Source organism: Actinomycetota bacterium, assembly GCA_030776625.1.
In the GTDB taxonomy this organism is placed as follows: Bacteria; Actinomycetota; CADDZG01; order CADDZG01; family WHSQ01; genus MB1-2.
In genome coordinates this window covers 342,509-356,950 of the sequence record JALYHL010000002.1, presented here as the reverse complement: position 1 = coordinate 356,950, position 14,442 = coordinate 342,509, and the positions used below count along the sequence as shown (strand labels likewise).

Annotated in this window: 11 protein-coding genes and 1 pseudogene; all 12 read right to left on the bottom strand. The window is 65.8% G+C overall.

Annotated elements, in window-relative coordinates:
- Positions 1–297: 297 nt before the first annotated feature.
- On the bottom strand, positions 298–2,502 hold the full coding sequence (locus M3N53_05895; GenBank protein ID MDP9067863.1) for a hypothetical protein: 2,205 nt from the start codon (positions 2,500–2,502) through the stop codon (positions 298–300).
- 120 nt (positions 2,503–2,622) lie between these two features.
- A complete protein-coding gene (locus M3N53_05890) occupies positions 2,623–2,901 on the bottom strand; it encodes a WhiB family transcriptional regulator (protein ID MDP9067862.1) in 279 nt (92 codons plus the stop codon).
- Positions 2,902–3,118: 217 nt separating this feature from the next.
- Entirely contained in the window at positions 3,119–3,352 is a 234-nt protein-coding gene (locus M3N53_05885) for a hypothetical protein (GenBank protein MDP9067861.1), read from the bottom strand.
- 16 nt (positions 3,353–3,368) lie between these two features.
- Positions 3,369–3,457, bottom strand: a pseudogene (locus tag M3N53_05880) (hypothetical protein).
- Positions 3,438–4,196 (bottom strand): hypothetical protein, encoded by a 759-nt coding sequence (locus M3N53_05875; GenBank protein MDP9067860.1) that lies wholly within the window; start codon positions 4,194–4,196, stop codon positions 3,438–3,440. The pseudogene M3N53_05880 and the gene M3N53_05875 overlap by 20 nt, the downstream one beginning before the upstream one ends.
- Positions 4,197–4,230: 34 nt before the next feature.
- Positions 4,231–5,736 (bottom strand): CRTAC1 family protein, encoded by a 1,506-nt coding sequence (locus M3N53_05870; protein ID MDP9067859.1) that lies wholly within the window; start codon positions 5,734–5,736, stop codon positions 4,231–4,233.
- Positions 5,726–7,381 carry an alkaline phosphatase family protein gene (locus tag M3N53_05865; GenBank protein MDP9067858.1) on the bottom strand — a complete coding sequence of 552 codons (1,656 nt, stop codon included), beginning with the start codon at positions 7,379–7,381 and terminating at the stop codon, positions 5,726–5,728. Before M3N53_05865 ends, M3N53_05870 begins: the two co-directional genes overlap by 11 nt.
- Positions 7,382–7,390: 9 nt before the next feature.
- On the bottom strand, positions 7,391–8,980 hold the full coding sequence (locus tag M3N53_05860; protein MDP9067857.1) for an Ig-like domain-containing protein: 1,590 nt from the start codon (positions 8,978–8,980) through the stop codon (positions 7,391–7,393).
- A gap of 58 nt (positions 8,981–9,038) precedes the next feature.
- Entirely contained in the window at positions 9,039–10,385 is a 1,347-nt protein-coding gene (locus M3N53_05855; GenBank protein MDP9067856.1) for a sulfatase, read from the bottom strand.
- Positions 10,385–12,040: an alkaline phosphatase family protein gene (locus tag M3N53_05850; protein ID MDP9067855.1), complete on the bottom strand. Its 1,656-nt coding sequence runs from the start codon at positions 12,038–12,040 to the stop codon at positions 10,385–10,387. The genes M3N53_05855 and M3N53_05850 overlap by 1 nt, the downstream gene beginning before the upstream one ends.
- 34 nt (positions 12,041–12,074) lie before the next feature.
- On the bottom strand, positions 12,075–12,482 hold the full coding sequence (locus M3N53_05845; GenBank protein MDP9067854.1) for a hypothetical protein: 408 nt from the start codon (positions 12,480–12,482) through the stop codon (positions 12,075–12,077).
- A 97-nt stretch (positions 12,483–12,579) separates the two neighbouring features.
- On the bottom strand, positions 12,580–14,430 hold the full coding sequence (locus M3N53_05840; GenBank protein MDP9067853.1) for an Ig-like domain-containing protein: 1,851 nt from the start codon (positions 14,428–14,430) through the stop codon (positions 12,580–12,582).
- Between the last annotated feature and the right edge of the window lie 12 nt (positions 14,431–14,442).

Genomic DNA, 14,442 nt, shown 5'->3' with positions numbered 1-14,442 from the left:
GCAACTTTCTGTTACGTCATCGTCACACCCTGCAGTTGTGATCCGAGAGGCGCGGTTGCTGCGGGGCGGCGGCACCGTCCGGTCGGCTACGAGCTCCGGGATTTAGCTGTGATCGGCGCAGATTGCGCACTCTGGGCAGGGATGGGTGTGATCCACGTCCGTGCAGGAAGCTTGCGCCCACGGCCGTGATTGCTGCGATCAGCAGAAGGGCCACGATCCACTGGAGGGGCGGTCACGGGACTCTAACGAGAAAAGGACCCGGCGCCGTCGGCGCCGGGTCCTTTTGTTCGTCTAGAGCTACCGGGTCCGGATCGTGACGGCCCGGCTCCTGTTGCTCTCGTGCTCGGCGTCCTGGCTCTTCCACTTGGTCCGGAAGGTGCGGCTGCCGAAGCTCGCCTGGACGAAGAAGTTGCCGATGGAGCGCTTGTTCAGCCGGTCTCGGTCGACGGTTACCCAGCGACGGCCCTTCTTGCGCTGCAAGAGAAGCGTGGACCCGTCGTGCTGCGGCCTGACCGACGACTTGAACCTGATCGTCTCCCCACGCTGCGGGTTCTTGTCGCTCGGGAGGATCTGGATCAGCACCTTCACGAGCACGGTGACCTCACCCGAGGTGTCCTCCCGGCAGTTGTCGTGCGCAGTGGCCACTGCGATGTAGTCGGCGCTCTTGCGGGCCCGCCTCTCGACGCTGAAGCGACCCTGTGCGTCGGTCGAGGTCGCGAACAGGTCGCGATACGTGGTCGTGCCGAGCACCCTGCGCCTGATCTGCACGAACTCGTTGTCCGTGCAGGACCGGTCGTTGCTCAGGATCTGCCCGGAGAACGTCACTTTGCGCCCCGCCGGCATCTTGCCCTTGTCGGCCGCGAGCGTCACGGTGCGGTCGGTCGTGGGGCCGCCGGTCGTGGTGCTGGTGCTCGTTGCCGTAGCAGTGGCTGTGGCCGTTGCAGTCGCGGTCGCGGTCGCGGTGTTCGTCGGCGTGGCGGTCTGGCCGGGCGTCGGCTTGGGGCAGGTCGTCTCCTCACTCGGAACGCCGGTAACGGTGGGAGGGCCTGTTGCCCAGCCGATCGCTGTGTTGCCCGCGGCCTCGGCGGAGCAGAAGCGGTCGTTGAAGTCCTCGTCCACCCACGCCGTGATCTGCGTGGTGCCGGTGTCCTGGCTGAGGAGCTGGAACTTGAAGGATCCGGCGTCGTCCGTCCCAGCCGCTCTGGTGGTCGCGGACGTACCGGCGGCCACCGTCGACTCGATGTGCTTGATATCTGCCGCGTCCAGCTGCTCGTGGTCACCCTGTACGTCCGCCACGAATGCCGGCTGGGTTCCGGCCTCACAGTTCACACCAGGCTCGCGCGCATGGCCCCCCTGATCCGGAGCCTGGTGTGTGCTGGAGTTGTCGCCGCTGTCGTCGAAGAAGAGGTTGTCGCTCGGCCCCTGAGCGTGAACGTCCAGGTTCGCCCCAGCGACCTTCCGGCCGTTCGTGTCCAACACGGTCGCTATAAAAGCAGGCGTGTTGCACTTGTTGGCCGTATCTTCGGTATCGCTCGTCGGGTTGAAAGTCACGCTGCTGGGGTCCTGCTCGTACCCGAACGCGCGGTGCCCATCCGAGGTGTCCTCGTCCTCGCTCTGGAGCTCGGCGACCGGCTGCTGCGTCCTATCGAATACGACTACTGCCACCCCGGTCACCTGAGCCGGGCGGTCGCCCGACGCGAGTGTGCAGCGGACGCCGTTCTCGGACTGGGCCGTGGTCTCGTCGCCGCACTCGACGAAGTTGGGGTCTGTTCCAGGAGGATCCACCGTGTAGAAAGCCTCCACCCTCGTCACGCTCGAAGTACCGGTGCTGGTCGTGATGTCGATGACGCCCGTGAACGTGCCGTCCTGAGAGCCGTAGAAGCCCATCCCCCCAGCGTTTGCGGGATAGGTGATTTCGACGGTCTCCGCTTGATCTTCGATCGAGAAGTCGTTCGCCTCGGCGGAGGTTCGGTCTCTATTGTTGATAGTGACCGTTTCCTCATCGCGGGCGGCCTCAGAGCCGTCCGAGTTGAACAGAATGGCTCGCAGGACGCCGGTCCCTTCTGCAACCTCGTTCGGGATGTCCCAGAAGAATTCCCACGTGTCCGGACTCACCTGGGTCGCCGTCCCGATCGTCAGCTCCGGCGTGGTGTCCCCAGCAGGGTCGTACTTGAAGAGGACGCCTGCACCAGATGGAGCAAGGTGCGTCCACGCGACCAGGTGGTAAGCCGTTTTGCTCGAGCCCGTGGAGCGATCGTCCTTGTCGGAGATCTCCAGGCTCGTGGTTTTCGACGGGTTCAGGAATTGGATCGCCGTGCCCGTAGGTGTCGGAGCCGGCGTGGTTGCCGCGAACGCCTCGACGCCGCCCGGCTTCACCGATGCCAGGCCCTGGAGCGCCAGGATCGTGACGAGCAGTCCGATCAGGATCGCCAGGACCCGCTGAGCGCTCGCCTTCTGTCTGATTGCCTCGGTCATGAAGCCGCCACCTCCTGCGGTCGCCATCTACGGCCGCGTGCTGTCGCTCGGATACGAAAAGACAATAAGCCCCTCACCTATACAAACGGCCGCGGATCGCCAAAGTTGCCGCCCGCGGGCCTCTTTGGAGAAAGCTGGATGAAGAAGCTACGAAGCTCGCCGGGAACGCGCCCGCCTCCGCTTCAGCGAGCCCCGCTCCTTGTCCGTGTAGCCGCCCCAGATCCCGTACTTCTGGTTCGTGTCCATCGCGAACTCGAGGCACGGCTCTTTCACGGGGCAGGTGCGACAGATCGATTTCGCGTGGCTCTCCCGAGTCTGGCGCTCCAGCTCCGACTCGCCGTCGTCTCCACCGAAGAAAAGGATGTTGTCGTATTCACGGCACGCAGCGTCTTCCTGCCACTCCAGCTGCTCTTCCGCTTCCGCCATGGCCACCGAAGGGCCTCCTTGCTTGCGCTTTCGTCACCGATAGGACCGGGCCGGGCTAGGTTCCTAACCGCTACCCGTAACGACTAAACGACCCCGTCGGGGGAGCTATTCCACCCCCTCATCCCTTATTACGTAACCGAGACAGAAAAAGTTGCCTCGGACGGGAAGAGGGCCGGAGGAACCTCCGACCCTCTTGGTCTCGACTACAGCTGAGCGATCAGCAGCTTCTGCTGATATCCCGCCCCCGGCCGCCTCGGCAGCGGTCTGCTCCGCGGCCGCCGTTCATCACGTCGTTGCCGGCCCCACCCCGCAGCAGGTCCGTCCCGGCACCGCCGCGCAGGATGTCGTCGCCACCGCCGCCGCCTAGGAAGTCATTGCCGCCGCCGCCGAGGAGGACGTCGCTCCCCCCGCCGCCCGCGAGGGTGTCGTTGCCGGCCCCTCCGGCGAGCACGTCGCTACCTCCTTGGCCCTTCAGGAAGTCGTTGCCGTCCCCGCCCGAGAGGGAGTCGTTGCCTCCCCCGCCGAGAAGGAGGTCGTCACCGCCAAGGCCCGAGATCGTGTCGTTGCCGTCGAGCCCGCAGATGATGTCGGTCCCTCGGTCCCGGTGAGGTTGTCGTCACCGGGGTGCCAACGATCTGGTTCCGCGGGTCGTCCTCGAACCCGGGGCAGACGGGGCCCTGCGGCGGCCCCCCGGCCGTCCACGTCTTCGTCACCACATCCGTCGCGTCCGGCTCTGCAGTGGCTCCGGGTGCGGTCTTCTCGTCCTGACCCTCTGTCGCGTCGGGCCCGCCGGTCGCGTTGTTGTTGTCGCCGTCCAGGAAGGCGCGGTAGGTAGTGGTGCCCGCTGCAGTACCGGTCTGCGTGAAGGTGCACGTGCCGTCGGCGCCCGTCGTGCAGGTGAAGTCGGGGCTCACCGGAGTGTCCCCGGCGTCGGGGTCGTTGGCGCCCGTGGCTTCTACGTCGACCTGAGCGCCGCTCACGGGCTGCCCGGAGTCACTCGTCGCCGTGCAGGTGACGACATAGGCCGTGCCCGTCGGGTTCGTCGCCGTCTCGTCCGCGCAGTCGAGGCGCGTCGCGGTCGGTGCGACCCACGTCTTGCTCACGGTGTCTCTGGGATCCGCCGTGTCGTTGATGCCGGCATCGGCGAAGAAGCCCGTGATCGAGTCCGTGCCTGGAGGAGAGGTGCGGGTGTAATCCACGGTGCAGGAGGTCTCGGTCGGGCTGATCGAACAGCCCAGGTCGGGAGCCGTCGGGGTGGAGGCAGCGCCACCCCCCTGGTAGATAGCCGTCCACACAGCTTCTAAAGGAACAAACGGAGAGGGGAAGCCTTTAGTTGCACGGTCGAGCGCCTTTATCGAGCTCCGCCACCTGCCCCGCCTGCACCCCCAGGCAGTCCCTTTGGCCCTCCGGCCACACGATCTCCACGTCCGCGATGGAGGCGGTGCCGAGGCCCAGGTGCAGGTAGCCCACCTCGGACTGGGAGCGGAAGTTGAGGCCGTCCGTCACCAGGCGCCAGTAGGTCCCGGCGTCGGTGGTGACCTTCACCTCGATCCACATCGCGAGGGGGTTGCCCGGCCCGCCGGAAAGATCTACCGCGGCCCAGTTCTGCACCGTCGACGTGTTCTCGAGCAACAGGAACGGCCCGGCCGAGCGCTTGTAGCCGTTGGTGACGAAGAGGTCGAGCGTGCCGTTGCGGTCGTGGTCCGACAACGCGATCGAGTCGCCGTTGCCGGTCTCGACCCCGCTCTCGCGCACGACCTGGCGCCGGAAGCTGTCACCGTCCCGGATCAGCAAGATGTCAGGCGAGTCGATGGCATCGGGATCGTCGCCGTTTCCCGGCGCTCCCTGCAGCACGAACAGGTCCTGGTCGGTGTCGTTGTCAACGTCGAGCCAGTGCCCGGTCCGCCCCTCCCGAACCGGCATCCGATGCACGACCTCGAACGAGCCGCGCCGGTTCACGAGAACGAGCGCGCCGGACTCACTGATCAGGTGCAGGTCGGGCCACCGATCCCCGTTGAACTCGCCGAAGCTCGCGCCCAGCCAATCACGGGTAGTGATCCGGGGGATGCGCACCTTGGCGAAGCGGCCGTTGCGGTTCTCGTAGGCGACGGTGTCCGATCCCTTGAGCGTCACCAGAAGGTCTACGTCCCGGTCGCGGTCCCAGTCGGCCCAGGCCGACGCCTCGGTCTCCAGCTCGTGTTCGAGCCCCACGCGGGCGCGCCGGAAGGTCCCGTCGTCGTTGCGGAACATGCGGTTCGGATACCCCTCGCGCAGCTGCGTCCCGTCGAACAGGTCGAAGTCACCGTCGGTGTCGTAGTCCACCCAATTGGCCGTCCGGCTGCGCCCGCGCGGGTAATCGACCCCGAGCTCTGCGGCGAGATCTTCGAAGCTCCCGTCTTCGTTCTGGATCAAGAGCTGGTTCGGCCCGATGCCCTTGCCGCGTTCGGCCCCCTGCGTGCAGAGAAGGTCCGGGAGCGCGTCCGCGTTCGGATCCCCCCACAGACACGCATGGCGGTCGAACTTCGGCGCGTCCAGCGCGCCTTCCCACGCCGCGTGCTTGTAGACGTCGCCGACGTGGTCGAAGAAGAACGGCGGGAAGAAGTGCCGGTTCGCGAGCAGGTCGGGATCGCCATCGGAGTCGTAGTCGACCCACGTCCCACCCCACGAGCGCCGCGGCTCCATCACGATGCCCGCTTCCGTGGAGACATCAACGAACGAGTAGCTCGGTTCAGCGGGCGCCGCAGAAGCGATTGGCGCGGGAGGCGGGTCCTGCTCTCCACTGCAACCGGCAGCAACGGCCAGCAGCGCCAAGAGAGCGGTGGCTCTAAGCCTCACGACAAGCGACCGCCGCCACCCTGTCCTTCGACAGCACCGCGTCGAACAGCAGCTCGTCTTCGCGCTGCGAGTAGCCCGCGGGCGGTTTCTCTCCCTCTTTGAGGTTCTCTCCGACGGTGTAGCCGGCCACCCAGCGCGCCATCTTCCACAGCCTCGCGTCGTTGGCTTCGAGTTGGTCGAGCTGGATGTAGATCCCCGCCGCGCCCACGCTCCTGATCAACGGGATGTCGTCATCGGTCTTGTCGAAGACCTCGTTCATGTCACGGGCGAGCTCTCCTCCGTAGATCGGCCACGCGCCCGACTCCTCTGGGTACGGCGTCTGGCCGTGGTCGGCGGTGAGGAAGAAGACCCACTGGTTCTTGCCGACGGTGCGATCGAGGAAGCCGACCAGCTTGCGCAGGTTCGCATCCTGTGCGCGGATGGCAGCGCCGACCTCCGGAGAGGTCATCCCGAACTTGTGGCCGGCGATATCGCTCGTCTTGAAGTTGACGTAGAGAAGATCCGGAACCTCGTCGGCGCCGAAACCTTCCGTCTCGATCAGACGCTGTAACAGCCAGCGGTCGTAGTCGACGGTGGCGGGGGTGTAGTGGATCTCGTCGGGCGTCGTGAGCGGATGTCCCTCCCACTGCTCGTCCCGCACGCCGTCGGCCGCGTCGAGCTCACTCGCGAACTCGAAGAGCTGATCGGGATCCGAGATGACGGGCTCCGTGTAGATGTCGGTGTTGGATTTCACGGTCGCGGTGAGCTTGTCGAGCAACGCGACCGGATCTTTGTCGGCGCCGGGCAAAGCCGAGCCGTGACCGATCATGCCCAGGTGCCACGAGACCGAGCCGAGCATGCCGGTTACCGGCTCGTTGCCGCGGGAGCGGTCGTATTCGTCGGCAAGCGTGGTGACCTTCATGTTGTCTGCGCGCAGCAGCGCGAACGGGTCGACCTGCTCGTAGTCGGGAGCGCGCATCTTCAGCGAGACGATGCCGTGGCGGGCGGGGAACGAGCCGGTTCCGAGGTTCGTATGGATCGGGGGCGTGACCGAGGGCGACGAGCCGATCTCGAAGTTCTCGTAGGACGCGGCCTTCTCTTCCATCAGCCGCTTCAGGTACGGCCAGTCGTTCGGATGCGCGTCGAGCGCGTTCCACCCACCGCCGTCCCACACGATGTTGACGACGAGCTTGGGCGGGCGCGGACTCTCCTCGAGCATCTCGTTCAGCACGCGGCCGTCGCGCTTCGGCCACTCGTCGAAGCCGATCATCTCCGCGGCCGTCGGGGCGAGGTCAGCGACGGTTCCCGGTTCGTCGTAGGTGCCGGGGCGGATGTGGCCGGGGCCGTATGCCACCAGCGGGACGTGTGCGAGGTAGTCCCACGGCCCCGAGTGCACCGGCATGGCGGCGCTGCCGACGTAGTTGGGCTCCCTCGGGATGAAGATGATGTCGGGGGAGCGGAAGGGGAAGTAACCCCGCTGCACCCGCGTCACGAGCTGATCGAGACCTCGGCATTCCGGCCGGTCGTCGTCGCTCTCGATCTGCTTGAGCCCCGCCTCGGTCCGCTCGGGCTCGGCCGCAGCCTGCGGCTCGCCGTCGTCGCACGCGCCCACGAGCATCGCCACCGCGATGAAGAAAGGGATCAAACAGGAGCGCCGTCCGGGCATCACGGCAGGCTACCGGGTGGTGAACCTCCACTGGTGCGGCGTGCCGCGGTTGCCGAGCAGGTCGTTCAGCGCGTACACCACCGCCCGGTACTCCTTCTTCTTCCCGAGCGGCAAGCAGGGATCGAAGACGAGGACGTGAGGCCTCTCCTGGACGGTCCGCCCGCACACGCTCCGTCCGCTGCGGAAGAGGTTGATGGTGCGCGTCGACACCGACGCTGGATCTAAGGGCTCGTTGAACCTGACGATGACGTCGGTGCGACGCTCCGCGGCGCGGGCGTTGAAGCGCGGCGTGGTGCTCTTTACCCGAGGCCCGATCGCATCGGCTCGTGCCGTCGCCGGCTGGGACTCGATGCCTTGCGCTCCGGCGGCGTCGACCGCGGCGAGCGCGTACCGGTAGCGGTTCCCGTGCTCGGTCGCGGAGTCGTCGAAGGTGAGGGTCTCGGGCGTCAGACGGGTCAGGAGGCTGTAGGGGTTGTCTCCGATCGCCCGGTAGAGGAGCCATTCCGAGATGGGAGCCTCGGCCGCGGCCCAGCTCACGTGGATGATCCCGCCGGCATCTGGAACGACGGTCGGAGGCGCTGGGGTCGCGGGTCCGGTCAACGAAAGACGTGCCGCGATGAAGCGATGGTCTGAGTAGCGCGCATTCGTGGGGTGGCGGGTGCCGGGCTCCTCTCCGGCGAACCCGGGATGATCCGTGTGGACGCTCGCGATCTCGACCCCCGACGTGAACATGTAGTCGATGCGGTTGCGGCGGAACCTGGTGCTCGCATCGCAGGTGACGCTGGCGGTCTTCTGCTCGTGCGTCCACTCCTCCGCGAGCGACAGACTTTGTGCCCGGTGCCACGTCACGATCGCGTCGTCGTAGACGCGCCCGTCGGCCGGCGCCGTCATCTCGCTCCACCATTGCAACGGTGGCGATTGCTCTTCGGGGTCACACTCGTGCGTCTGTTCCACGGCGCGCTTGTTGAAGTCGCCCGCGATGATCGTGGGGTGGGGGGTCTGGTCAAGCTGACTGCGCAGCACCGGGATGTTGCGCTCGAGGCAGTTCGATTGCCCGGTGTTCTCCTGGTAGGCCGGTGAGAAGTGGATGCCGGCGACCGCGAACGGAGAGCCGGTCTCGGACTCGGTGAACTCCGCCCACTGATATGTGCGCGACTGCTGGGTGGCTTCGTAACAGACGTCGTTCCACTCGCGCTCCGCGCCGTTCATCGCGATCCGATCGGCGTTGATGACGAACTTGCCGAACGCGGTCTCCGATCCCACCGCGCGGTAGTCGAAGTCGGAGCGCTGCCGCAGCAGGTTGACGAAGATGTCGAGGTTGTTGGCCGGCATCTCCTGGAGCACGATCACGTCGGGGGCCGCGGCAACACCCTCACTGCCGCCGTCGAACGCGGGCGGGCGCTTGAGCAGCGCGCGCGTGAGCTCGAGCATCATCTCGAAGCGCTTGACGCCGATGACCTTGCGCTGCCACGTGTTGACGCTGACGACGTAGATCTGACCCGGAGGCGAGGGGATCTGGGGGAAGGCGGCGCGAGCCGGGGGCACGGCCGCGACGCTCGTAGCAACGAGGCACAGCGCAACCAGGAGACGTCTCTTCATGTGCGTAGTTTCGGCCATAGAAACGGACGATTGAGACAAGCCAAGCACGTTCGAGCGCTCAGGGGCAGGATTCTCCGGCGCAGCTCTTGAGCTCGTTCAGCTGGCGAGACAGCCGCCGCGTGGGCGGATCGTTGGCTTCGTTCGCGTCGCCGAGCAGGTTGCGGAGCTGCCACGGGTCCTGGACCAGGTCGTAGTACTCCGTGGTCCGTAGCTTTCCTGAATCCCGGTAGTACTCGACGTACTCGTACGTGTCCGTGAGCAGCGCGGCCCAGTCCGGCACCTCCGACTCGTCGTCTGCCCAGTGCTCGAGCAAGAGACGATCGCGCGGCTGCTCCGCGAACAGCGACCTCCCGTCCGGCGGGTTGGTGGCTGCCGCGTTCGCCACCTCGAGCACGGTCGGTGCGATGTCGATGTTCGCCACGAGGCGCTGGTCGCGAGCGCCCGCGCCGACGTGACCGGGCCAGCGCACGAAGAACGGGATCTGGATGGAAGGGATGTACGGGTAGCGCTTCGCGGTGAGGCCGTGCTCGCCCCACATCTGGCCGTTGTCGCCGACGAAGAAGGCGATGGTGTCTTCGTCCTCACCCAGCGCTTGCACCTTGCTCATCACGCGCTGAACGAGATCATCCGCCGAGTAGAGGGTACGCAGCTGCTTGCGCCGGACCTTGAGGAAGTTGGAGCGCTTGCTCGGGCCGAAGTCCGGCTTGTCCGAGAGGTTCTGCTCCTTGACCGCGGGGCTGCGGCGGTAGGGCGGCGTGTCCGTGCCCTCGTACTTGCCCTCCGCCTTGTAGGGCGCGTGCGCCGGAGTGGCGCCGACGTAGAGGAACCAAGGTTGTTCGTCTGTCGACTCGAACCGCTCGAGGAAGTCCACCGAGCTCTTCGTGACGAAGTCGTTGGTGTAGCCGTCGATGTTCTTGCGCGTGCCGTCGACGTTGAAGAGCGCGTCGTAGTAGTAGCCCTGCAACATGATCGCCCAGTCGTCGAAGTGCGGCGGATCGACCTCTTCCGGCCACCGGTTCAGATACTTGCCGGTGATAGCGGTGCGGTAGCCGCTCTGTTGCAGGTGCGCCTGCATCGTGTTGTCGTGGTCCAGCTTCTCCGCGAGATCGTTGGTGCGCACGCCGTGCGTGTGCGCGTAGCGGCCCGAGAAGATCGAGGCGCGGCTCGGACAACAAAGCGGCGTGGTCGCGAACGCTTGCGTGAAGCGGGTGCCCTCTTGCCCGAACAGACGCAGCGTGTCCGGCATCGCCTGTCTCATGGTTCCCGTCGCGCGATGGTCGTCGGTGACGAAGATCAAGACGTTCGGACGCTGCGCCACCTCCGGCACTTGTTGCTCCGGCGTGGCGGTGGACGAACAGGCGCCGAGCAAGCTCAGACAGAGCAAGAGGGCCGGGCCCCGATGCATCACTCCTCGCCCGGAGGCGTGGCGGATCCGAAAGCGCACTGCATCACCTCGTCCAGATGCTCGGAAGGGAAGGCGGCTTCGAAGACGGGCTCGGCACCTCGGTCTTCGTAGCCTGGCGGCAGATCTGGCTTGGGCCAGTTGTCCTGAATCGTATAGCCGTTCATGAAGGTCGCGACTTCATCCGTGGTCGTCCCGGTTGCCTCCAGGACCTCTGCGTCGAGGAACGGCCCGACCGCGGTGATGGCCTGCGTGAGGGTGTCGCCCTCGGCAACACCGAACCGCTCGTTGAGGTCCGACTCCAGCTCGTTCTGGCTGATCGGCCACGCTCCCGATCGCTCTGGTGAAGGTGTGTGGCCGTGGTCGGCGCTTAGGAGCAGCGCGTAGTCCCGAACGTTCTCGTCGAGGTAGTCGACGAGGCGACCGAGCGCCCGATCCTGCGCCTCCAGCACGTCACCCATCTCCTCGGAGTCCATCGAGTACTGGTGTCCGACGATGTCCGTCATCTTGTAGTTGGTGAAGAAGAGGTCGGTCGTCGCGTCCGCGCCGTACCCTTCGCGTTCCAGCATCTCCAGGATCATGTCGGTCTGGTAGTCGGCCCACGCGGGGTTGTCATGCTCTTCCGCGATCGGGTGCTCCAACCACTCGCCGTCCTTCAGCCCGTCTTTCTGATCGAGGCGGTCCACGTGCTCCTGGAACCCGGGGAACGCCTCCAGGTACGACGGCCGCTCGTAGAACCTGTAGTTGGCGTGGATCTTCCCGTCGAAGCCGATGATCGCCAGGTGGTCCCTGTCTCCGCCTCGAGTGGCCGCCCCGTGACCCATCATCGGGATGTGCCAGATACGATAGGCGACGGTACCGACCAGGGGCTGGTTGTCCAGCGCCCGATCGAAGTCATCCGCGAAGGTCGAGAGCTCTAGGTCTCGCACGTCCCTGCCCGCCTGCGCGACCGCGATCTTGTCGTTCTCGTCGCGGTACTGGATCCCGGTGACGCCGTGCTCGTTGGGGAACGCTCCGGTGCCGAGCGTGGCGTGCGTCGAGGGCGTGATGCTGGGGCTGCTGCCGACGGTCGCGTTCGCGTAGCTCGTGCCCTCTCGTTCGAGCCGGGCGAGGTTGGGCCACCGGTTCGGCCACCGCTCGAGCACGTTTCGCCCCACACCGTCCCACATGACGAAGACGAGGAGCTTCGGAGGCTTCCGTTTTGCATTGACCGTCTCCGTGAGACCGCGACCGGCGCGGTCTTCGAGCTCGACCTGCGTCCAGTCCTCCGCGGTGGCATACACGTCGGCAAGCGTGGCCTCTGTCTCGACCTGGCCATTCGGCGGGACGCGGCCGGGGCCGTACGCCACGAGAGGCACGCGCTGGAGGTAGTCCCAAGGTCCGGAGTGGCTGGTAACCGCGAAGGAGCCGAGGTAGTTCGGCTCGGCCGGGACTGCGGTGATGTCTTCCGAGCGCCCGCTCTGGTGGCCACGCCAGATCCTGACGAGGAGGTCGGGCTCGAGACCACACGCCTGCTGCACCGGCGTCTTCGGCTCCGGCATCCGTAGAGCCGGCTGCGCCGCTCGATCACGACGGGTCCGCAGCATGGCGGGAGCGGCCACCGCCACTCCGGCGAGCAGCATTACGGCGAGGAAAAAGACCAGGAGACGTCGGAGCATGAGGAACTCAGGCTAAACGTCGGGAAGGACGACGCTAGTGGATCTCGCCGCCGATAGCAGCCTGGATCTCCTTAGCCGTCTCCTCTGAGTAGGTATCGACGACCCACGTGTCACCTGCGACGAGAAAGTCGAAGTAGTTGGGGTTGTTCAACGAGCGCGCCGAGACATTGCCCTCGATGTGCTCCTCCACCGAATCGCTGCTCTTGTACACGTGCAGATTGACGGTCTGACCGTCGACCTGACACGAACCGAAATCGACGATCTCCGGTGTCGGGTCGGGAATGCTCACGTTGAGGTTCTCGCACTCGATCCCCGCACCCTGCATGGCTTCAACCAGTGCCCGGACATCGCTGAACTCGCGACCGTCGGGGCGGAAGATCAAAACCGCTGCTACCGCTGCAAGGACAACAACCCCCGCAGCAAGTACCACCACCCGACGCATCCGCATCTCCCATGGCTGCACAAAGATGACAAAAAGAAGCCGGCCCCCGAAGGGGCCGGCTCTTTACTGCTTCTCGCTTAGAGCAGCGAGCTACTACTTAACGACGGCGGAGCTTGATCGTCACCGAACGGTCACGCAGACAGTTCAGCTCCGCACCCCTACGACCGGTTGTCTGCTTCCGTAGCACGACGGCGTAGAAGCGGCCGCGTGCACGAGCCTTGTTGATCCGCCAGTTGCCGAAGCGGTTCGACGCGTCCCGACCGATGACTCGGTTAGGACCAGGCGTGACCTTCTTCAGGATGATGGTGCGTCCGGTCTGGCACGCCTTCCGATCCGAACCGATGGCGCCCTTGAAGGCCCTGGCGTCACGGTCGTACCGGATCGTCAGGTTCGTCGCAACTCTCCTGCGCTCGCCGGTGCCATCGTCCGGGTTCGGAGCCTCGGTCTGGTCAGAGGCGCTCGTGCAACCCGGGTCGTTCCCGAAGTCGATGAGGCCGTCAGCATCGTTGTCGACGCCGTCGTTGCAGTCCGCCTGCGGCCCCTGGTCCGGCTCCTGCGTCACTGTGACGGTAGCCGTGTCGGAGCACTGGGCGTTGGTACCCGTCTCCGCCTGGCCCTGCACGGTGCAGTTCGACCCGAAGCCCTGCGTGTTGCCCTCGGCGGCGGTAGCAGCGCCCCTGATCGTCCCGGTGACGGTGATGGTGCCTTCTTCGGTCTCCGCAGTCTGCACCTCGATGCTGCACTGACCATTTTGATCAGTCACGCACGTGGTGTCCTGGCCGGTACGGAAGGCGCCGGCACCGGTCTCGGTGAAGGTGACGTTGATGCCCGGAACGGGCTGACCGGCCTCATCGGTAACGGTGCAGGTGATCGTGACGATGTTACCCGAGGTGGCGGTGGCGCCATCCGGCTCGCACTCGATGTTGTTGGCGTCACCAACGAAGGTCTTGGTGATCTGGTCCTGCGGCTCGAATGCGTCCGCACCACCCGTGCCGGTCTGACCCGCGGGCGGCGTCTGGCTCACGAACGCCACGATCGTGTCGGTGCCCGGGGGAGACGTGTCGGCCGTGGTCTGGTTATCCGCCGTCTCGACATCCGTGTAGGTACAGGTCGCCTGGCCATTCGCCGCAGTCTGGTTGTTGGCCGGCTGGTTGATCGTGGTCTCGCCCTGCTGGTTGGTGGTCGAAGCCTGACAGTTCTGGACGCCTTGCTCTTCCGCGTTCGGACCAGCGGTCACGTCGAACTGGATAGTGGCCCCCGACACCGGGTTGCCGTTCACATCCCTGGCGACACAGTTGAAGCTATGCGCGGTGCCCTCGGGGTTCGTGTCGCTCTCCGGCTCACAGTCGACGGTCTCAACGCCCTCGTTTCCGGTTGCCGGTGCCGCGGTGAACGTCTTCGTGACCGTCTCTGCGATGTCTCCAGCCGGGTTGTCGTCGTCCTCGTCGTCGAAGAACGCAGTGACGGCGAAGTTGCCCTCCTCGTTGGAAAGGATGCCGAAGGTCAGCTGCCCGTTTTCATTCGTGCAGCAGAACTCGCCCTGGCGCTGGCTGGCGTTGTTGACATTCGCTGTCGCCCCCTCCTGGCCGGGAGCAGGCCCAACGGGATTCGGACCGGTTTCTGCACCGGTCGGATCGTTACCTGCCGGGGGAGTACAGAACGTGATGTCGCTCTGAGCCTCGTTGCCCGCCGTGGCCGTGTTGTTGGCATCCGTGTCCCGGACGAGGACATCTACTGTCTCTCCGGGAACACCGGGGTTGTTGTCCCCAGTTGGCTGGGTCCCCTGCAGCGTTACGGTGAAAGCGTTACACGTCTGCGCCGGGGCGCTGTCGGTGTCTGGTGTCACGTCCAGGGTTTGCACCGTCTGACCCTGGTGGTTCGCAAGCGCCGTTCCTACAAAGGGAACGACCAACGCGAAGACGACCATCAACGCCGTGATGAACGCCACTGGTCTCCTGCT

What these genes read in the sequence shown, in the direction of transcription:
- M3N53_05895 (MDP9067863.1), bottom strand. Translation starts at nt 2,502, where the DNA reads ATGGCGACCGCAGGAGGTGGCGGCTTCATGACCGAGGCAATCAGACAG.
- M3N53_05860 (MDP9067857.1), bottom strand. Translation starts at nt 8,980, where the DNA reads ATGAAGAGACGTCTCCTGGTTGCGCTGTGCCTCGTTGCTACGAGCGTC.
- M3N53_05890 (MDP9067862.1), bottom strand. Translation starts at nt 2,901, where the DNA reads ATGGCGGAAGCGGAAGAGCAGCTGGAGTGGCAGGAAGACGCTGCGTGC.
- M3N53_05850 (MDP9067855.1), bottom strand. Translation starts at nt 12,040, where the DNA reads ATGCTCCGACGTCTCCTGGTCTTTTTCCTCGCCGTAATGCTGCTCGCC.
- M3N53_05865 (MDP9067858.1), bottom strand. Translation starts at nt 7,381, where the DNA reads ATGCCCGGACGGCGCTCCTGTTTGATCCCTTTCTTCATCGCGGTGGCG.
- M3N53_05845 (MDP9067854.1), bottom strand. Translation starts at nt 12,482, where the DNA reads ATGCGTCGGGTGGTGGTACTTGCTGCGGGGGTTGTTGTCCTTGCAGCG.
- M3N53_05855 (MDP9067856.1), bottom strand. Translation starts at nt 10,385, where the DNA reads ATGCATCGGGGCCCGGCCCTCTTGCTCTGTCTGAGCTTGCTCGGCGCC.